At 50.0% G+C, this 20879-nt stretch carries 18 protein-coding genes; 5 read left to right on the top strand and 13 right to left on the bottom strand.

The window, feature by feature from the left end:
• The first annotated feature begins 87 nt into the window (after positions 1–87).
• Positions 88–1800, top strand: coding sequence for a gamma-glutamyltransferase (gene ggt, locus D6024_RS11050; protein WP_121354647.1), 1713 nt, complete (start codon positions 88–90; stop codon positions 1798–1800).
• A 119-nt stretch (positions 1801–1919) separates the two neighbouring features.
• Entirely contained in the window at positions 1920–2459 is a 540-nt protein-coding gene (locus tag D6024_RS11045) for a DUF1572 family protein (protein ID WP_121354646.1), read from the top strand.
• 230 nt (positions 2460–2689) lie between these two features.
• Here the strand turns inward: D6024_RS11045 and D6024_RS11040 are convergent, their stop codons facing one another.
• Genes D6024_RS11040 through D6024_RS26675 form a run of 3 tightly spaced genes read right to left on the bottom strand, consistent with a single transcriptional unit; the run spans position 2690 to position 4231 of the window.
• Positions 2690–3307, bottom strand: a complete 618-nt coding sequence (locus tag D6024_RS11040; RefSeq protein WP_162944704.1) for a c-type cytochrome — start codon at positions 3305–3307, stop codon at positions 2690–2692.
• Between the two features lie 50 nt (positions 3308–3357).
• On the bottom strand, positions 3358–4044 hold the full coding sequence (locus D6024_RS11035) for a hemerythrin domain-containing protein (RefSeq protein ID WP_121354644.1): 687 nt from the start codon (positions 4042–4044) through the stop codon (positions 3358–3360).
• Between the two features lie 28 nt (positions 4045–4072).
• A complete protein-coding gene (locus D6024_RS26675) occupies positions 4073–4231 on the bottom strand; it encodes a hypothetical protein (protein WP_162944703.1) in 159 nt (52 codons plus the stop codon).
• Positions 4232–4728: 497 nt separating this feature from the next.
• Here D6024_RS26675 and D6024_RS11030 point away from each other — a divergent pair, with 497 nt between their 5' ends.
• Positions 4729–5376, top strand: coding sequence for an outer membrane beta-barrel protein (locus D6024_RS11030; RefSeq protein WP_121354643.1), 648 nt, complete (start codon positions 4729–4731; stop codon positions 5374–5376).
• 165 nt (positions 5377–5541) lie between these two features.
• Here D6024_RS11030 and D6024_RS11025 read toward each other — a convergent pair whose 3' ends face one another.
• Positions 5542–6498, bottom strand: coding sequence for an isoaspartyl peptidase/L-asparaginase family protein (locus D6024_RS11025; RefSeq protein ID WP_121354642.1), 957 nt, complete (start codon positions 6496–6498; stop codon positions 5542–5544).
• A gap of 288 nt (positions 6499–6786) precedes the next feature.
• On the opposite strand from D6024_RS11025, the gene D6024_RS11020 reads away from it, so the two are divergent.
• Both D6024_RS11020 and D6024_RS11015 read left to right on the top strand, forming a co-directional pair.
• The gene (locus tag D6024_RS11020; RefSeq protein WP_162944702.1) at positions 6787–11547 is read left to right on the top strand and encodes a translocation/assembly module TamB domain-containing protein; all 4761 of its coding nucleotides are present in this window, start codon (positions 6787–6789) and stop codon (positions 11545–11547) included.
• A 62-nt stretch (positions 11548–11609) separates the two neighbouring features.
• Positions 11610–12788, top strand: a complete 1179-nt coding sequence (locus D6024_RS11015; RefSeq protein WP_121354640.1) for a M20 metallopeptidase family protein — start codon at positions 11610–11612, stop codon at positions 12786–12788.
• Here the strand turns inward: D6024_RS11015 and D6024_RS11010 are convergent.
• The 9 genes from D6024_RS11010 to pruA all read right to left on the bottom strand — a co-directional run bounded on the left by D6024_RS11010 (position 12775) and on the right by pruA (position 20864).
• Positions 12775–14256 carry a hypothetical protein gene (locus tag D6024_RS11010; protein ID WP_162944701.1) on the bottom strand — a complete coding sequence of 494 codons (1482 nt, stop codon included), beginning with the start codon at positions 14254–14256 and terminating at the stop codon, positions 12775–12777. The two genes, D6024_RS11015 and D6024_RS11010, sit on opposite strands and share 14 nt — an antisense overlap.
• 158 nt (positions 14257–14414) lie before the next feature.
• Positions 14415–14936, bottom strand: coding sequence for a bifunctional pyr operon transcriptional regulator/uracil phosphoribosyltransferase PyrR (gene pyrR / locus D6024_RS11005; protein WP_121354638.1), 522 nt, complete (start codon positions 14934–14936; stop codon positions 14415–14417).
• A 111-nt stretch (positions 14937–15047) separates the two neighbouring features.
• Complete coding sequence (locus tag D6024_RS11000) at positions 15048–15740, bottom strand: porin family protein (protein WP_162944700.1); 693 nt, start codon at positions 15738–15740, stop codon at positions 15048–15050.
• A 186-nt stretch (positions 15741–15926) separates the two neighbouring features.
• Complete coding sequence (locus tag D6024_RS10995) at positions 15927–16538, bottom strand: porin family protein (RefSeq protein WP_162944698.1); 612 nt, start codon at positions 16536–16538, stop codon at positions 15927–15929.
• A gap of 73 nt (positions 16539–16611) precedes the next feature.
• Entirely contained in the window at positions 16612–17208 is a 597-nt protein-coding gene (locus tag D6024_RS10990) for a porin family protein (protein WP_121354635.1), read from the bottom strand.
• Positions 17209–17441: 233 nt separating this feature from the next.
• Positions 17442–17963 (bottom strand): outer membrane beta-barrel protein, encoded by a 522-nt coding sequence (locus D6024_RS10985; RefSeq protein WP_121354634.1) that lies wholly within the window; start codon positions 17961–17963, stop codon positions 17442–17444.
• 118 nt (positions 17964–18081) lie between these two features.
• Positions 18082–18207: a hypothetical protein gene (locus D6024_RS27715; RefSeq protein ID WP_262670711.1), complete on the bottom strand. Its 126-nt coding sequence runs from the start codon at positions 18205–18207 to the stop codon at positions 18082–18084.
• Positions 18208–18399: 192 nt separating this feature from the next.
• Positions 18400–18951 (bottom strand): DUF3575 domain-containing protein, encoded by a 552-nt coding sequence (locus D6024_RS10975; RefSeq protein WP_121354633.1) that lies wholly within the window; start codon positions 18949–18951, stop codon positions 18400–18402.
• 263 nt (positions 18952–19214) lie between these two features.
• A complete protein-coding gene (gene pruA, locus D6024_RS10970) occupies positions 19215–20864 on the bottom strand; it encodes an L-glutamate gamma-semialdehyde dehydrogenase (RefSeq protein WP_121354632.1) in 1650 nt (549 codons plus the stop codon).
• Positions 20865–20879 lie beyond the last annotated feature (15 nt).

The raw sequence follows: 20879 nt of genomic DNA, 5'->3' as shown, positions 1-20879 counted from the left end.
AGAATTCACATAGCTTTTCTATGCACATTTTGATAGACGGCATATCGCTGCAGCGCAGTAAGTTTGTATCACCGATTTTACTATACCATGCGTTACACAATTCTTCTTCTTTCTGTTCTTTTCCTCCAATGCAGCACACCTAAAAACCTGGTTGGCCCCAAAGGCGCCGTGAATCCCTACCAGTATACCAGCAGTAAAAAAGTTGTTGTGCAAAACGGTGCCGTGGCATCGGCGCACCCGCTGGCCAGCAAGGTGGGAATGGAAATCATGCGACAGGGCGGCAATGCGTTCGACGCGGCCATTGCCACGCAACTGGCACTGGCGGTGGTGTATCCCACCGCCGGCAATATTGGTGGAGGCGGTTTTCTCGTAGCCCGCAGGGCAAGCGGCGAAACCGTGGCTCTCGATTACCGCGAAACGGCATCGTCGCTGGCCCGCCGCGACATGTACCTCGATGCGGCCGGCAATGTGCTGCAGGGCAAAAGCCTGAATGGCCATTTGGCGGCCGGTGTACCGGGCACCATTGCAGGTCTCTTTGAAACCGCCAAATATGGCAACCTGCCTTTTGCAAAACTGATTCAGCCGGCCATTGACCTTGCAGAAAAAGGATTTGTACTGACGGACAGAGAAGCCGGTTCGCTCAATTCCATACAAGCCGACCTGGCTAAATACAACACGGTGAAAAATGCGTTTCAAAAAGAATCACCCTGGCATGGCGGTGACACGTTGGTGCAAACCGATCTTGCCAATACGCTAAAGCGGGTTCGTGACGCTGGTGCGGCCGGGTTTTACGAAGGCAAAACCGCGCAACTGGTGATTGAAGAAATGAGCCGGGGGGCTGGCATCATCACGCTGGAAGACATGAAGAACTACAAGGCGAAATGGCGAGAACCTCACATATTTTCCTACAAGGGTTACACCATTGTTGGCATGCCCATGCCCAGCAGCGGCGGTATTCTTTTACACCAGATGATGAAAATGGTGGAGGAAAAGCCGCTGGTGACGTACGGCTTTCAGTCGCCCTTAGCGGTGCAATTGATGGTGGAAGCCGAACGTCGTGCCTATGCCGACAGGGCCGAGCACATGGGCGATGCCGATTTTGTGAAAGTGCCGGAAAAGGCACTGACCGACACGGCTTACCTGAACCAACGGATGCGTGACTATAAGCCCGGCGAAGCCGGCAGCAGCCAGGCAACGAGGCCCGGCAAGTTGACACATGAAAGCGAAGAAACCACGCATCTCTGCGTGATCGATGCCGCGGGAAATGCCGTCTCAGTCACCACCACACTCAATAATTCGTATGGCAGTAAAACGGTAGTTGGCGGAGCCGGCTTTTTACTCAACGATGAGATGGATGATTTTAGCGTAAAGCCCGGCGTGCCCAATCTTTATGGCGCTGTTGGCGGCGAAGCCAATGCAATTGCACCGGGAAAGCGCATGCTGAGTTCCATGACACCGACCATCGTACTAAAAGATGGCAAACCGTTCCTAGTCGTGGGAACACCGGGAGGCACCACGATCCCCACGTCTGTTTACCAAACCATTTTGAACATCATCGATTTTGGCCTGCGTACGGAAGATGCCGTGTACAAGCCGAAGTTTCATCACCAATGGCTGCCCGATGAAATTGCCGTGGAAAAATCTTTTCCGACCGATGTGCGAACAGCCCTTGAAAAAATGGGTTACAAGATCACAGAGCGGGGTTCCATAGGCCGTGTAGAAGCCATTAAAGTATTGCCAAACGGCAGTTTCGAAGCCGTTGCCGACAACCGTGGCGACGATGCGGCGGAAGGCTGGTAGGCAATCCAAACGAAGATCTGACGTTTTGATATTGCACTTGTTTTTTCAAGAGGAGTGAATGAAAAATCGTCCGTGATCGTTGCACGATTTGAAGAGCCATACACCTTTAAAACGCTGTTATGTCACTCGCCACTGAATTTTTAGATTCGGCCATCAAACGGTTTGAGAGCTACAAAGTTTTGGGCGAAAAAACGTTTGCCCAGCTAAACAACGAACAAATGCTTCGCCAGCCGAACGATGCATCCAACAGCATCGGGGTTATTATTCAGCACCTGCATGGCAACATGCTTAGCCGCTGGACCAATTTTCTTTCCGAAGACGGTGAAAAAACCTGGCGCAAACGGGACGATGAATTCGAGGCGCATCACCTGAGTAAAGACCAATTGCTGCAATTATGGCAAGACGGATGGCAAACCCTGTTCGACACGCTCCATTCGCTGAAGGAAAGCGACCTTGAAAAGACGATCACGATCCGCTCGGAACCGTTGATCGTCGTGGACGCAATCAACCGGCAACTGGCCCATTACAGCTACCACGTAGGACAAATTGTTTATCTCGGCCGGTGGATGAAGGATGCAGAATGGCAATCATTATCCATCCCAAAAGGAGCGTCTGCAAATTTTACTGCCGAAATGGTTGCAGGTCAGAAAAATCAATAGCCGGTAACCTGGCCATTTACGGTCATTCACCCAACCCTTTTCATTTTGGAAAGGTATTTTGATGAGGGATGACTTTAGCGAGAGCACAGCGCTTTTTGCAGATGACCGTTTCGCTTAGACGGCGGCAGTGGTATTGTCCCTTAGAATCATCAAACAGCCGAACAACAGAAGCAAGATTTCTATAAAAAAAGAGCAGCGAATTGCTGCTCTTTTTCAAAATGGAATGACTGTTATTTCGCGACCACTGCCTTGTCCGGCGATACGGGTCCGGGAACACGGTTACTGACAGGTGTAAGGGTCTGCAGGTAGGCAAAGATTGACTTGAGATCCTGGTCGGACAGACGGGCCAGGCCCGGCCACGGCATTGGAGGCAGCAAGGGGCGACCATTATCCGCTCCCAGGTGCTTCCCCTTCCGCAATGTTTGAATAAATTCGCCTTCGGTCCAGGCGCCGATTCCCGTGGCGCTGTCCGGCGTCAGGTTGGCGGCATAGGAAATGCCCCAGGGCCCGACAAACGAAGTAACATCGGGTCCCATCAGGACCCACCCGCCTGGCTTCAATGCGCTTTCGATCACCGGTGGTGTCGGCATCGAAGCCGGGTGACCAGACAAGGCTTTTGCGGAATCGACTGCCGGTCCATAAGGACCCATGCTCTTGGGCGAATGGCAGTCGTTACAACCACCTGCCGTGACCAGCAGCCGGCCGTGATCAATCATTTCTTCCTTTGTGGAGGAGGCTTTCACCAGGGGTTCTTCGTCCTGCCTGACGTTCTTGTTTGCAGACTCGCAAGACCAGATCAGGACCGAAGCAGAAAGCAGTGCGGAGAGGATTCGTTTCGTGTTGCGCATAGTGGTTTGGTTATTTGGTAAAAAAACTGCGTTCAGAAATATACAAAAAATCAGGCAAGCAATGCAACTTCCCGGATTTTTTCCTGCACACGTTGCCATTCATTCGGCAACAGTGCCGTCTCTGCAAGGTTGCAGAAAAAAGCAAAGACCGGTGGCGGCGCGGTTTGCCTGATCGCAGTAAACCAGTCAACGATTTCGTGTGCCGCCATGCCTTTCAGCATCCAGTAAGAAAAAAGCTGGTTGTCGGCAGGGGGAACGGAAGCCGCGATCTCCTGCACTTTCCGTTGCAGGTCTTCGTCGGAGTAGTGGCGCCACAAACATTCGTTTACGACCGTTTCTTCTTTTTTCATGTGCTCCACGTTAAAGGCCAGGAAAGAATGAAAGCTTTGCGCCAATTCGTTGCCGGCGTAACGGTTTTGATCTGTTGTGTTGGTTTCGGCGAACAGTGCGATGCATTTTTCCAGTTGCGCCGAAAGTTCGTGATCGGTTTGGTGCTGCGCTTCAAAGTCAGCGACGATCTCCGGCGCTGTATTCCCAATCATTGGAAACACCTGGCTGTCCTCAATATGGGCATGATGCTCGAAAAGCCGGGCTACCAGCTTAACGCGGTCAATCGCAGCGTAAATCTCCTTTTCATTGGAAAAATCCGTGTGCTGGAGCAGGAGAGCCGTATCATACAAAAGTGCCCGCAGGCCTTTGTGCACCTGGCCAAAGGGATTGAATCGAAGTCGTTGCATAGTTGAAATATTTATGGGTGAAACGAGGTTAATTCACAGTGAGTAACGTCCCCGGTAAAACCATGGTTTTCGCCGGCCACGACCCGTTGTTTTTTGCGGATTGATTGTTTTCCCGGTGGCTTTGCCAAAAGAGCAGGGCATTGATGAAGACCAGGAGAAACAGGACGAAGAAAAGGACTTTGTTCACGTTGGGTGGTTTGAATAACAAAACTTGTCGAAAACGGGCAGCAGGAAAAGCGGAACAGGAATGAACCGCCAGAAATGGCGTATCAATTGAATGGAAAAGCGGTAACCGAAGCGGTGTTCGCGAGGTAACAGTTTCTTTATCGCGACACACTTGCTACCAGTCAGGCCAGGCACCTTATACTACCTCCTGCTCCATTCGTTTCCTGAGAGGAGGAAATATTTATCTGACAGGCCGGTACCGGCTTGATAGAATTGGACCAGCAGGTCTTTCGGTGCTGCAACAAATTGCGCTGTTGTCTTACCAATTGCCCGGTTCGGGATTAACGATTTCGAATCCACAAAAAGCCATGGGCGAAACGCCAACCCCAGCCAGTCCCGCCTTCTTTTTACCCAAAACATGGCCTGCCTGATTCGACGCGCAATCCGCCATGCAACTGATTTTCCCCTGAAGCGACTCAATTAAGCAGTTTCCCTTATTTTTACGCCTTTTCAAGCGTTATGAGAAAAGCCAGGACTCTAAGCATACTTTTTCTTTTTGTTTTATTTGCCAACCGTTCCATGGCCCAGGTCAGCCTGTTTGCCGGCCCACAGTTTACAACGGCCAAATACCATATTCGAAATGCCAAGCAGGACAAAGAATTCAAACAGGGCTATATGGCCGGTTTGCGGTTGACAACACCGGTAGAAGGCAATCTTTACTTTTCTCCCTCTCTTTATTACAGCCGGAAAGGCTATAAAGTGTCGTTCAACCGCCAGGCCGTCCTCCCCGACTCCGCAGCACTGAACAACAATACCTCGTACAACACGATTGCTTTTACACCGCTTTTGCAATTCAATTTATCAGGCACCAAATCGCACTACTTTGTCCGCTTTGGACCGGGTGTTGACGTCGCCTTTTCAGGGAAAGAAACGTTTGATTCGGCAGCGGGCAAGCAGGTCAACCGTCCGATGGTCTTCGGGTCGCTCGGGTACAGCCCGGCAACCGCGTTTGCCAATATACAGGTAGGGTTTGTTCACAGTAGCGGCTTTAGTGTCTATGCCAATTACGAGCATGGCCTGAGCAATTTCAATAACGCCGACCTGGGACCCATGATCCTCCAGCGGGTAGTCGGTATTTCAGTGGAGTGGAAATTAGGACGGAAATAAGGGTACGTATCTGATTGCCTTTTGTTCTTTGGGTCGGAATTCACGGCCATTCGTTCTCCCAGGCAGAACATTTGATTCATTGACGCCTGTACATACCCGTAAACTGATAGCAACCATATTCCCTGAAGTTTTGCGTCGTTCTCGAAGCTATTTCCTTATCAACAATCAGGCATAAATATCCACGACAATCTTCCCGTTGTTTTTTACATAGCCACGGTACATGCCCTCTGTATTGAACGGTAGTGCAACAGCCCCCTGTGCATCAACGGCCACCAGGCCACCATCGCCACCAATCTCCGGAAGCTTTTTTAAAATGGCTTCATTGGCTGCACGCAAAAGCGAGTATCCCTTGTACTCCATCAGGTCAGCCACAGTCTTTGCAACACACAACCGTAAAAAGTATTCTCCCCAGCCGGTGCAACTTACCGCACACAACCGGTTGGCATAGGTGCCGGCGCCAATAACCGGCGAGTCGCCAACGCGGCCCCATTTCTTGTTGGTCATGCCGCCGGTGCTGGTTGCAGCCGCCAGGTTGCCTTCGCGGTCCAGGGCCACAGCGCCGACGGTGCCGAACTTTTCTTCCTTCTTTTTCTTCCGATAGGATTTACTGCTTCCATGATCCAGGTCGGTACGGTCCGGGTCTTCTTCGCGGATTTTGAGCAGTGCCTCCCAGCGTTCCCGGGTGAAGTAATAATCAGGTGCGACCATCTCTATTCCGTGCAGCCGCGCAAATGCTTCCGCCCCACTCCCGATCAGCATCACGTGATCGCTTTTTTCCATGACCGCCCTTGCAGCCGTAACCGGGTTTTTAAGGCAGGTCACACCGGCAATCGCTCCTGCGGCCAGGTCTTTTCCCGACATAATCGATGCATCCATTTCGTTTCGGCCATCGGCTGTAAACACGGCCCCTTTGCCCGCATTGTACAGGGGACAATCTTCCAGTTCACGCACCGCAGTCTCCACGGCATCGAGGGAGGTGCCACCGGCCGTCAAAACATCGTAACCTTTTTGAAGTGAAAGCCGGAGGGCTTCCTTATACGCTTTTTCGAGAGCAGCGGTCATCTTGCTTTTGAGGATGGTGCCCGCTCCCCCGTGTATCGCAAGGGCTATTTTCTGTTTCATGTCTCAGTTGATCGTGAGGAAAAGGTATGCAGCAAATATGCCACGAAGCAAGCTGCGATCGGCCAACAGCGATCAGCCATCAGTAATAGAAACCTGCCAATGGGAAGGAAGAGGATGAACGGAATAAAAATAGAAATGTTTGTAGCGTTACCAATCGTCACCTGCCAACAGCTGATGGCCGATTGCCGCTTGCCCTCAGCCTTTCACCTTTCACAATTCTTTGAACAAACCCCGCGGCCCTTAATTTGTCTGAAAATGGCATATACCTACATTTACACAAATTTGCCATTGAGGAGATTTTTCAAAATACTTGGCCGCGTCCTTCTCTCCATCGTTTTGCTGCTCATCGTAATCTGGGCATTTGTGCAAACAGATTGGGGCCAGAACTGGCTTGCCGGGCAGGTAACCAGCAAACTCTCCAAAGACCTCCGCACCAAAATTGCCATTAAACATGTCAGCATCGGCTTTTTTAATCGTATGGAACTGGAAGGTGTTTATGTGGAAGATCAGAAACAAGATACACTGCTCTATGCCGGTGCTGTAAAGGTCCGCATCACGGACTGGTTTTTTTTCAAGGACAAAGCCGACCTGAAATACATCGGGCTGGAAAACGCCACCATACATTTTAACCGGACAGACTCGGTTTGGAACTATGGCTTTCTCGCCAAGTACTTTGCTTCAACCGACACGGTGAAAGTGAAAAAGAACGCCGGGATTCAATTCAACCTGCAGCGGGTGGAACTGGATAACGTGGCTTTTTACAAGCGGGATGCCTGGGCCGGCAACGATCTCACAGTAAAAGTCGGCGCACTCGACCTGGATGCCCAGGACATCAGCGTCAGCCGCCAGAATGTGTTGCTGCGGAACGTGGAGCTGACCGACCCGTATTTTTCATCGCTGTCGTACAAAGGCAAATTCAAAAACACAAGCTCCTCCCCCAATACCTGGACAATCCGGGTTACCCATGCCAGCATGAAAAATGGACGTTTCCGTCTCGACAAAGACAATTATACGCCTACCGTGACGTATTTCGATGGGAACCACCTGGACTTTAGCCGCATTAACGGTACCGCAGATAATTTATGGTTCAGGGGAGACACGGTTCAGGCAAGCGTAAAGCTTTCTACTGCCGAACGCAGCGGGTTTGTAGTCAAGAATCTTCAATCCTTTGTCACTCTCCAGCCGAAAGCATACACCTTTGCCGACCTGCTTCTGGAAACACCCAAAAGCCGGTTGCACCGGTCGTTTTCCCTGCGGGCAGAAGGTCCCAAAGGATTCAGCGATTTTTTGCACAGTGTAACCATGGATGCGGATTTTGCCGACGCCACCATTTCATCGGACGATCTGGCTTATTTCATTCCCAGTGCCCGCAACTGGAACAAAGACATCCGCATCGAAGGAAAAGTAAACGGTGCCGTTGACCGGTTGAATGCCGATGACCTCCTGGTCCGGCTGGGAAAAAACACGGTGATCAACGGCAATGTGAGTGTGGTAGGCCTGCCCGACATCAACAAGACATTATTAAACGTTGAGGCTAAAGAACTCAGCACAACATACGACGATGCCGTCAGCTTTTTCCCCGAGCTGGGCCGGCTGAAAAATCCCAATGCCAGGGCGCTTCGCTACCTGCGTTTTAAAGGAACGTTCACGGGTTTCGTCAACGACTTTGTCTCGTACGGCACCATCCAAACAGCGCTTGGCACACTCACCACCGATATCAACATGAAACTACCGAAGGGCGGCGAAGCGGTTTATTCCGGTTCGGTCTCTACCGACGGTTTTCAACTGGGTACCCTGATCAACAACAAGGATTTGGGAATTGTGGATTTTCACGGTAACGTGAAAGGCCGCAGTTTCGACTGGAACAAGATCAGCCTGGATATCGACGGCATCGTGCACCGCATCCGGTATGGCGGGTATACTTACCAAAATATCAAAGGCAAGGGAACAATTAAAAAGCAGCAACTGAATGGCGATTTTACCATCAACGACCCCAACGCCGACCTGCACTTGAATGGCCTGATCGACTTCAGCAAGCGTATTCCCGTTTTTGATGCGACGGCACAAATCCGCAAGGCTGACCTGAAAGCCCTTCAACTGACCAAAGAAGACATCAAGCTGAAAGGAGATTTTACATTGAACTTGCAGGGCAACAGTTTGTCCAACCTCATTGGCACGGCCCGCATCAGCAACGCCGAACTGGTGGCCAACGGGCAGCCGCTTTCCTTCGACTTTCTGAACGTGGCCTCTTATTATATCAACAACGAGAGAAGCCTCAATGTGAGTTCCAACGAATTCGACGGACGGATTACCGGTGACTTCGACATCAGCACCCTGCCTTCTGCCTTTAAGCTTTTCTTGAGCCGCTACTACCCTGCCTACATTCCCAAGCCTACGCATTTTATCCCGCAGAACTTTACATTCGACATTACAACCGGCCTGGTGGAAGATTATGTACGCCTGCTCGATTCAAATCTTTCCGGCTTGAACAACAGCCGCCTCATTGGCTCACTGAACACGACGGCCAACACGATGACCATTGATGCCGATGTGCCGGCGTTTGGCTACAAGCAATATTCATTCACAGCCATCAAACTGACCGGTGCCGGAAACCTCGACAGCCTTGTACTGAACGGCAGTGCCAGCGATGCGACACTGAGTCGTGCGATTAAACTGCCGCAAACCACATTCAGCATACGGGCCAGTAACGACGTTTCGAATATCGTGCTCAATACCACGGCCAACCAGGCCATCAACAGGGCTTCACTGGCCGCGCAGGTCAAAACTTTCAACGATGGAATCTCCGTGCTGTTTTTTCCATCTTCGTTTGTGCTCAACGGAAAAACCTGGAACATCGAACAAGGCGGAGAGCTAAACCTCCGCAAAAGTGCCGTTGCCAATGGCCAGGTGCTTTTGCGTGAAGGACCGCAGGAAGTGCGTATAGAAACGGTGGCCTCCGATATCGGTAGCTGGAACGACATTCATGTGACCATGCGGGACCTCAACCTGGCCGACCTTTCACCCCTTTTTATAAAGGACATGCGGCTGGAAGGAACGCTGTCGGGAAGCATCGTTGCCGAAAATCCAACGGAAAAATTGGTGATCGATGCGAATGTCAGAGGCGGGCAAATAAGACTGGACAACGACTCCATCGGCGATGTGCTGATCAATGGCAGGTACAATAACGTTGACGGTATGCTGACGGCCCGCGGCAACAATGTCGATCCCGAACACAAGATTGATTTCGACATGGCGATGGATTTTAAAGACAGCGCCAACACCTTCCAGGACAGGATTACGCTGCGGCCAGACAACTTTCAACTGAAAATCCTGGAGCGTTTCATTGGTACACTTTTCACCAATATCCAGGGCACCATGACGGGCAAGGTGGATATCGTAGGCGAGGGCGACAACCGTGACTTCCTGGCAAAAGTGCGACTCAAAAACGCCGGCTTCAAAGTGGTCTTTACCCAGGTGCCTTATACGCTGGAAGACACAGACATTGAACTAAAAAAAGACTACCTCGATCTTTCCAATCTCAAGCTGCACGACCGTGAAGGCAACCTTGCGCAGATCAAGGGCGGCATCACGCATCATGGATTTAAGAATATGTATTTTGACCTTGCCGTGCAAACCGTATCACGGCAAATGGAACTGATCAACACCACGTACAGGGATAATCAACAGTTTTACGGACGGGCAAAAGGGGCCGGCTCTTTTGTGCTGATCGGACCGCAGTACGACATGAACATGTACATCGATGTGAAGGCCTCCACAACGGACAGTTCGTACATTACGCTGCCGCCGGCACAAACAAGAGTGACCGGCCAAACCACTTTCATGGTGGAGAAAAAATACGGCCGTGAGATGACGGAGATTGAGAAGCGCGGCGGCGAAAGCAACATCACGTACGAGGTGAATATGACCGCGACACCTTTGGTTAACGTAGAAGTCGTCCTTGATGAACTGACCGGCGATATCATCAAAGGAAGAGGGAACGGCACCTTGAAGATCACAGCCGGCACCATCGCACCGCTGCGCCTTTCCGGCCGCTACAACATCGAAGAAGGAAACTACCTGTTTACGTTCCAATCCGTTTTCAAACGGCCATTTATTGTACGAAAAGGCGCCAACAATTACATCGAATGGAACGGCGACCCTTACGATGCAAACATTCATCTTGATGCCTTTTATACTGCCGAAAAAGTCAGTTTTGCCCCGCTGGCTTCTACCCTGGTGGTGGACAAGCAGGACCAGGATATTCTAAACCGCACTCGTGAAAACGTGGTTGTGGCCGCAACATTGACGGGAAAACTTTTTTCACCTGATATTGATTTCCGCCTGGAGTTTCCAAACAGTATTTATTCGAATCCAAAGATCTCTTTTGCCGTTCAACAACTGGAACGCAACAGGAATGAACTGACGAAGCAAGTCACTTTCCTGATCGTTACGAACTCTTTTGCGCCATACGAAAGCACGCAATCGGTACAACGTCCGTTTGAGGAACTGGCTTACAATACCATTTCCGGTGTCTTGTTCAATGTAATCAATCGCGAACTGAACCAGATCCTGTCACGGGTGCTTCGCAACCGGTTTACGCTTAACTTTTCCGGTTCGCTTTACAACCGCAACCTGTTCGACCCCAATGCCAGGGGTATCCGTCTTTTCAACCAGGCCACCTCCAACATTAGCGTGGGTACGTCTCTGTTCAACGGGCGGGCCATTCTTTCAGTTGGCGGCAGCTTTGATATTCCGTTGGAGGCGAATGTGCAGCAAACCTTCCAGATTTTGCCGGATGTGAGCCTGCAGATTTTGCTCAACAAAACAGGTTCGCTGCGGGCAACATTTTTTTACCGGCAGAATGTCGACTTCCTTAACGGGTTTACCACCAGCGGCAGTCCGCAAACAAGACGCTACGGAACCAGCCTGTCGTACAACAAAGAATTTGACAACTTCAGCGAATTCCTTTTTGGCCGTAGAAATCCGCGAAGAAACACCGACAGCACAGGTGCGCCTTTGGTCAATCCGCCAACATTCATCAATCAATAAGCACGACGCGAAATCACATTTTTCAGTAACGGAAGCGGATCGGTGGGCTGTATCTTCGCCGCATGCTTCAACAAAAACTCAAAGCCTTAGCCAAACAATATGCACCGGACTTCATCGAGATCCGGCATTACCTGCATGCGCACCCGGAACTGAGTTACCAGGAATTTGAAACATCGAAATACGTTCAGCAAAAGTTGACAGACTATTCCATCCCATTTGACATAAAAGCCACGACCGGTGTCGTTGGCCTGATCCAGGGTAAAAATCCGGACTCAAGGATTGTTGCCCTGCGGGCGGATATGGATGCATTGCCTATCCAGGAAGAAAACGACATTGCCTACAAGTCGACAGTGCCGGGTGTGATGCATGCCTGCGGCCACGACGTGCACACCACCTGCCTGCTGGGTGCGGCCAAACTCCTGTCCGAGACACGTGACGAATGGGAAGGGACGGTGAAACTCATTTTTCAACCCGGCGAAGAAAGAAATCCGGGCGGCGCCAGCCTGCTGATCAAGGAAGGTGTGCTGGAAAATCCTGCGCCACAATGCATCTTCGGCCTGCACGTGAACCCGCAACTGGAAGTGGGAAAATTGAGCTTTCGCGGCGGAAAGGTAATGGCAAGCGCCGATGAACTTTACATCACGGTTCGCAGCAAAGGAGGCCATGCGGCGGCACCGCATTTAACGGCCGATACGATCCTGATAGCGTCGCACCTTGTGGTAAGCCTGCAACAAATCATCAGTCGCAACCGCAATCCACTTTCGCCTTCGGTGCTCTCTATCTCTTCTTTCCAGGGCGGTTTTACCACCAATGTGATCCCGGCAGAAGTAAAGCTGATGGGCACCTTCCGGGCCATGGATGAAGATTGGCGTTTCAGGGCCCACGATCTCATTCGAAAACACACCACGGAACTGGTTCACGCCATGGGCGCCGAGGCCGATGTGCATATCGATGTCGGTTACCCGACGGTATACAACAATGAAGACTTAAACGCAAAGGCCCGTGCATTGGCTGAAGAATGGATGGGCCGGGAGAATGTTGAGGAAACCGAAATACGCATGGGTGCAGAAGACTTTGGTTTTTATTCGCAAAAAATACCGGGTTGTTTCTTTCGCCTTGGAACCGCCAACAAAGCAAAAGGACTGACGTCCGGCGTGCATACGCCAACATTTAATATCGACGAAAGCGCTATCGAAACAGGCATGGGCATGATGGCGCTGTTTGGCGCTATTGCGCAATAACTTTTCTTCGAATGACAGACTGCGGCGTGCAAAGTTCCAGAAGCCCTTCGCCCCTGAAGGGAATGCCGGAAAACTGCAACTGGTTATCGCCGGATTGGCCTAAAAAAGATGTTTGCCAAATGCGTTTTCCCTGCAGATCGTAAATGCGCACGGTAACTGGCTGTGCGGTTTTTTGCTGAAACCAAAGTCGCAATTCCTGCGCAGAAAAATGGACCAATAGATTAGAAAAACCCGGTTTTGCTGCCAGCACCATTTTTACGCCAGAATAAATGACACCCCCATCTTTTGAAACCAACCGCAACCGGTAGTAATGCTTGCCGGCCTCTATCACCGGTGCATTGCAAGAACGCACACTGCCGGCAAGTACGGAACAGCTTTTCCAAATATTTCCGTCGTTGCTTTCTTCAACTTCGATCTGCTTGATTTCTTCGGACTGGGCGATTTCCCAGTCCAGTTTTACAGCACCGTTTGTTGCCTTTGCGTTAAACGAAAAAAGTTTGGCAGGCAAAACAACGGCATTGCCCGCAGTATTAAACAACCCGGTGATGGCGATCAAATCAATGCCACCATCTCCTGTGTTGGCCGAGGTAGTTGTAGGAAAATAACGGGTATCTGTATAGTTGAGCAAATTGGCCGGCGTGGCAGAAAGTGGCAGATCGTTGGCAAACAGCGAATAGCCATAAACAACCTGGTTGGCAACAATGCCAAGGTCCTGTAGCGACACAAACACGCCACCGCGGTTTTGTGTTCCACCGGAACTACGGGAAAGACGGGTCTCCGACTCCTCTTTCCGGAGGATGGAATAGGTAACGGAGGAACTAACAATGTTGCCAAATTTGCTGGAAGCAACCCGCAGGATATTGCCATATTTTATTGGGTTTCCCAATTCGTCAACGTCGAGGATGGCTGCGATGCAAAACGGATCGTGCTGGTTGTCGTCGCCGCGTTCAAGAATGGCAAAGCCGGCCTGACTGACATTAGCGGTTTTCATCCCGCCCGGTGTCAACCAATCTACCCGCTCGATGTTGTTGTTGTTGCCGCTGCCATCGCCCTGGTTGCCAAATAAATTATCTGTACCCTGGTTAATGATTCTGCCTTGCAAAAAAACCTCCATGGCATCCTGATACGGAAGTGAAATATTATAAGCCGTCGGCTTTTCAACCGATTCCATCCAGACAAGACTTTTTCGTCCTTTCGTCACGCCGTTGTTCACCCGCCTGATTCGCACTTCGCCATTCACGAATGAATTGTAGTAAAAGTTTTGGCTGGGGAAAATGATCCCGGTTGCATTCTGCATGTTCCGGATGGTTCCGGAACGGTTGCCGAAATTGTACTCTTTTGCCGACAATGAATATGTCAGCCCCGAAGAAGCAGTCGTATGTTCGAAGATCACATGGGTAATAGGCGTTTGTGCGCCGGCAGAACTGCAAGTGGCAAATAACAGGACAAGCAGCGAATAATGCTTCATAGGGATCGCATTTGCTTTGGTGTAAACAAATTTAACCCGGACCGCAATGCGATTTACTGCCGCTGTAGAATTGGGCAAAACTCCGGTTTTGGTATCGTAAACCACCCAGCGCTCCAGGCGTTCATTTACGACAGCAGGCCCGAAGTTGATGGTATTTCTTAAACCAACACCACTTCGTCCTTGTCATCTTTTTCGGCCCACAAAACTTTGACGCGTTGGGTAATGATGGAGTCGATGGACTTGCCGATGTAATCGGCCTGGATGGGAAGCTGTCGGCTGTAACGCCGGTCTACCAGCACCATTAATTCCACTTTTGCCGGGCGGCCGAAATCCATCAGCGCATCCAGTGCAGCCCGAATGGTGCGACCGGTGTAGAGCACATCATCGATCAGGACCACATGTTTGTCTTCGACCGAAAACCGGATATCTGTTTGATTGGGAACGTGGATTTCTTTGCGCACATCATCCCGGTAAAAGGTAATGTCCAACTTTCCGTACACGATGTTTTCCGCTTCCCCGCTTTGCCTTATTTCGCGAACGATCCGATCGGATAAAAAAATACCCCGTGGCTGCAAGCCAATCAAAACGGTATTGTTCAACGCGACATGGTTTTCCAGCAACTGGTGAGCAAGACGTTTCACTGTTAATCCAATCTGTTGTTCGGTGAGAAGCGTTTTCAAAAATGAAATTTTGATAAAAATAGGTATTCCTTGTTTTCGAACCTTGTTGCCGGATAGATACAAAAAGGAAAGCCCCGCGATGCAGGGCTTTTTCCAGTTGTTGAATCAAGTTTATTTGTAGGCGCCAAACTGGTAGATCAAACTGAATTGCCCAACGCTGTTCTTCCATGTTCCGCCTTTAAACGGTGCTGCGGCACGGGCATCATCGGCAACAATATTAGCGATACCAAGGTTGTAGCGTAGATCCACACCAAGACCAATCCGTGAGAGATATCCGACACCGCCGGTCCACGAAAAATCGAGCTTGTCGAAATCGTCCTTGTTGTCGTCTGTTGCTGCAGGTGCACCGGTTCCGGAAGGATTTTTAATTTTTGCCGACACCAGGTAACCGAGTTGCGGTCCTGTCTGCACAAAAAACCCATTTTTCGCCATCAACTGAAAATTCAGGGGCAGGTTAACGTAATGCAGATCCTGCTCATAAGTCCCACCCGACGTGGTACCTGACGGGCCCTGAACCTTACCACCCTGCGAACTGAAATTTAATTCCGGCTGAAAACGGAGCATCGATCCACCCAGCGGGATATTCGCAAATATGCCTGCATTGAAAGACGTTTTCGCCTGCGCTTCGGTATACATACTACTACTTGGCAAATTCTTCGCCGACAAGTCGGCCAGGTTCACGCCTCCCCTTAATCCAATCCGCGTTTGAACGGCCATTGGTGTCCGTAACTGTGGTTGCGTTTCCTGCGCAAATACGCCCACACTCATCACTGCTGCTAATGCCACTAAACTACTTTTTTTCATACGGTTAATTTTTTTGACAGTCATTGACTTACAAAAAAAAGGCCGCCCTATTCCCCTGTGGATAATCCGTGAAGAGCGAGCAATTATAATGCTATATGCGGGTAAGAAAATGCCCTGCCGGCATTGGCCTGTGCAGGGCATCTGAATAAAACCCGAACAGGAAATTTCTCTCGCAGCAAAAGCCGGTTATTTCTTTTTGCGGGATTCAACTTTGTGCTTGTGATCGAAGAGATAAAAAGCACCAACTTGGAATACTTTGTTCTTTGCCGTTGGTGGCGTTACCTGGTTGATGTTGGAAAGCCCGATGTTGTAGCGGGCATCAATACCGAAACCGGAGTATCCCAGGTAGCTCACGCCCAGCGGAATGGCCACTTCCACCGTTTTAAAATTGTCGGTGGTATAAGCGTTCATTTCGGCACCATTCACTTTATCACTCACACCAACCAAAAAGCCAACCTGTGGACCACCCTGCAAACGAAAGCCGTTGGCAAAATTGTATTGCAACAGGACAGGCACATTAATGTAATCCAAACCGAGGTTCATCTTGTCGCCGTTGTAAGGAATTTTGGCTCCCTGGCTTGAATAATAAATTTCAGGCTGCAGCGAAAAGGAAGGTGTAATGTGAACGTGCGCCAGTGCGCCCACATGAAAACCGGAACGGTAGTCGGCTTCAGCATTGTTGCTGTATTTCAGGGTTGCGACATTCAATCCTGCCTTCAGGCCAAATTTCGGTTTCTCCTGCGCTGCAACAACCAAAGCAGCACACATTGCCAGAGCAAAAGCATTCAACTTCTTCATAAAAAACGTTTTCACCACGCAATCAAAAAAAAGGCCGCATGTGCGGCCTTTCAATTTTCTGGAAAACTTTTTTTTAGTACCGGCGTCCGCCACCATTGAATTTATACGTCAGGTCTACCTGCAGCACATTGTTCTTAATCTTGTTGGTACCCGCATTGTTGATGTTGGTCAGGCCAAAATTGTAGCGGCCATTGATACCCAAACCCGATGCGCCGGAAAAGCCGAGGCCAACGCCGAGCCCCACATCATTCTTTTTAAAATCGTTGGTCGTAAAATAACCGGTTTCAACATCGCCAACTTTGTCGGCGGTACCGGTTAAAAATCCGATTTGCGGGCCTGCTTCTGCATAAAAACCCCGTCCAACCATTGCCTGAAGCATCACGGGAATGTTAACGTAATTGAGCTTCAGATCATGCTCCTGGTTACCGATGGTGTATTTGGTTCCCTGGCTTGAATAGACCACCTCCGGCTGCACAGCAAACTGGGGCGTCACTCGAAATTGGGCAAACAAACCTCCATTGAATCCTAAACGGTTGGCATAAGCGGCACCACTGCCGTTATTGGACCATGTGGCCAGGTTCAATCCACCTTTTAAACCAATATCAGCGTTTTGAGCCTGTACTGCAAAGCCTGCCATCGCCACAAGGGCGAGTAAATAAATCTTTTTCATAGATCGCGTTTTCAGGGTAAAATCAAAAAAGAGGCCGCTTTTGTTAAAAACGGCAATTGAACAGCGATCTTAACGAACTGAACTGTTTTTTGCGGGGTTTTACCTGATGGACAAAAGTATAAATGCACCGTACCTTCCATCAATTACCCGCCATAAATTTTCATTTGAATGGAAAGTCTTCGCAATAAAAAAGCCAGTGAAATCACCGGCTTTTTTATTGCGGACGGCGGCCCTTATTTTCCAAAACGGCCAAGTGCAAAGTTGTAACCGGCGCGGACAACCAACATGCCTGTGGCACCGGATTGTGCCGCGTTGCGGAAACTAAGGCCAAGATCGAGGCCGTTGGTAAATGCATAACCGCCACCGATAGCGTAGGCAAACGCACCATCAGAACCACTCAGGTACTTTTGACCATCGACTTTCATCGTGAATTTCGATGTCATGTAGCCCAGCTGCGGCTCAACATAAAGCCCGTTGAAATTATGCCGGTAACCGGCCAGCAAAGGAATGTTGGTGGCTGTGATTTTGACATTGTCTTCCGTCTCCGAATCGAACATTGCACCTGCCGTGAAGGTCAACTGTCCTGCCTTACCAATACCGTAAAGATATTTGGCCGTACCACCGAAAGCCGTCCCCCCACCACTTTGTGTAGCGATACCCAATTCTGCGCCGATGCCAATTTGATTTTTTCCGGTTTGGGCGAAGCCTGCTGTCGCCATTGCGACGATTGCTGCAGTTAGAAACACTTTTCTCATAAGTAAATCTTGATTTGTTGGTTAAATAATTTATTGCAATGCAAAAATGAACCGGAAAACCCGCGAGGCAAAAAAGTCCATCCGATAGTTTGACAGTTCATTCACCCGATTTTCCGGTTCATACGAGGGCATAAAAAAAGCCCTCTTCGCTTTCACCCCGCAAAAACGGGTATGGGTAGGTGGTAGCCGGCACAAAGGTTTCCTTAATGGTGCGGGCACTCAACCAGCGATAGAGGTTCAGCATGGAGCCGGCTTTGTCGTTGGTACCGCTGGCTCTTGCACCGCCAAAAGGCTGCTGCCCGACAACGGCACCGGTGGGCTTGTCACTACTATAAAAGTTACCGGCGGCATTGCGCAGTCTTGAAAAGACACAAAAAGAGGCTCGCAGTGCGAGCCTCCAATTTTTTCGGATTGCAGCCAGAAGGGTTGAATGCTATTAGAATGCAATTCCCAGCGTAACACCTGTTCTCAGACCGAAACCATTGAGTGCCCCCGGCACATCTTCCACATCACTACCGCTGGTAACTTTCATTTTTCCGCTATTGTAGCTTGGTCCAAGAAAGATATCCAGGGTAACAATGTCTTTGAACATCCATTGACGGCCAGCCGTCAGGCCACCACCGATTGTTGTCAACGTCGCCTTGTCTGGGTTGGCAGGATCGCTTTCAGTGTCTTCGATCTTCAGGTTCTGGTAACGTAAAAACGGGCTGATATAAAAACCGTTCATTGCCTGACCTGACATATAAAAACGGTATTCCGGCGTAAAGAACAAACCAGAGATTTTGACCTGGTTGGCATTATACGCTGTGAAACCGACACCAAGCTGCAAGCTTGACGTTTCGTTTACGGCTCTTTCATAAAAGAAAGAACCAGATTTTACAACCGGGCTAAGGATGTTAACTTTAAAGGCATTGCTTTTGCCTTCCTGGGCATGGATTAACGTTAGAGTAGACACACAAAGAGCCATTGAAAGGAGAACTTTCTTCATAAAACAGTAGTCTTTTGAGGTTTATAAAATGAGAAGCAAAGATATCTATCGCACCCAGCTTTCATAGAGCAGCCTCTACATTTTTAAAAAAATACGAAAATACACCTACAGGTTACCACTTTCCCTTTTACATCGTGGTAAAGCGTCTCTGTATCGGATTCTAACAGCGGCTCCTGCCTTTGCTAACTGCATGACGAGAATGGCTACACTTTTATACGCAGTGGATCGCTGTAAGGAGAAAAACAAAAAGGTTGCTGAACATTTCAGCAACCTTTCCATTCGCTTTCACCCCGCAAAAACGGGTATGGGTAGGTGGTAGCCGGCACAAAGGTTTCCTTAATGGTGCGGGCACTCAACCAGCGATAGAGGTTCAGCATGGAGCCGGCTTTGTCGTTGGTACCACTGGCTCTTGCACCGCCAAAAGGCTGCTGCCCGACAACAGCACCGGTGGGCTTGTCATTAATATAAAAGTTACCAGCAGCATTGCGCAGGCGGTCCGTTGCCAGTTCAATTGCATAGCGGTCATTGGCAATCACAGAACCGGTGAGGGCATAAGGTGAAGTTTCATCCACCAGGTGTAGCGTTTCACCGAACAAAGCTTCGTCGTAAACGTGGATCGTCAGCACGGGGCCAAAGATCTCTTCGCACATCGAAACATATTTTGGATCTTTTGCTTCAACGATAGTAGGGTGTACAAAATAACCCTTGGATTTATCGTACGAACCGCCCACCAGGATTTCCGCATCCTGTGATGCCTTTGCATTGTTGATATAGTTGACAATGCGGTCAAAGCTTTTCTCATCGATCACGGCATTCACAAAGTTGCCAAAGTCTTCTACACTACCCATCGAGAACGAGTTCACGCCTTCCACCAACAGTCGCTTCACTTCTTCTGCCAGGTTCGAAGGAATATAGGCACGGCTGGCTGCAGAACATTTTTGTCCCTGGTATTCGAATGCACCACGAAGCAAGGCCGTAGCAACGACCTGCGGATCAGCCGAATTGTGGGCAATGACAAAGTCCTTTCCACCCGTTTCACCAACAATGCGCGGATAGCTTTTGTAGTTGGACACATTTTCCCCGATGGTCTTCCACATCTCGTTGAAGACGCCGGTTGACCCGGTGAAATGGACACCGGCAAAATCGCGGTGCGAAAAACAAACTTTACCAAGTGTAGGGCCATCTACATAAATCAGGTTGATGACGCCATCCGGCAAACCGGCTTCCTTTAAAATGCGCATGAACATCTGCGCCGAATAAACCTGTGTATGCGCCGGCTTCCAAACCACGACGTTGCCGCACATGGCCGCACTCGTCGGCAGGTTGCCGCCAATCGCCGTAAAATTGAACGGGGTAACGGCGAGTACAAATCCTTCCAGCGGACGATACTCCATGCGGTTGTGCATGCCCGGGCCGCTGATGGGCTGCTGGCGATAAATCTCGCTTAAAAAATGCACGTTGAATCGCAGGAAGTCGATCAATTCGCAGGCACTGTCGATCTCGGCCTGGAAAGCATTTTTGCTTTGACCAAGCATGGTTGTCCCGTTCATATGGTAACGGTATTTGGTCGAGATCAATTCTGCGGCACGGAGAAAGATACCGGCCCGGTCTTCCCAGGCCATGTTTGCCCAGGCCTCCTTGGCATCGAGCGCACAGGCAATGGCTTGCTTCACGTGGTTTTCGTCGCCTGCATGGTAGTGTCCCAGCAAGTGGCCGGTTTCGTGCGGCGGGTGCATTGCTTCCAATTTGCCGGTGCGAACTTCTTCGCCACCGATGTACATGGGAACATCCAGTTGCTGACCTTTTAATTCGGCCAACGTGTTTTTCAATGCATCTCTTTCCGGCGAACCGGGAGCATATGATAGAACGGGTTCGTTGACGGGTATGGGATACGAGAAGTAGCCGAAATTCATCATTTATCTTTTACA

Origin of the sequence: Flavisolibacter nicotianae, from assembly GCF_003628535.1 — a bacterium.
GTDB lineage: Bacteria > Bacteroidota > Bacteroidia > Chitinophagales > Chitinophagaceae > Flavisolibacter > Flavisolibacter nicotianae.
This window is presented reverse-complemented; position numbering and strand designations above follow the sequence as displayed.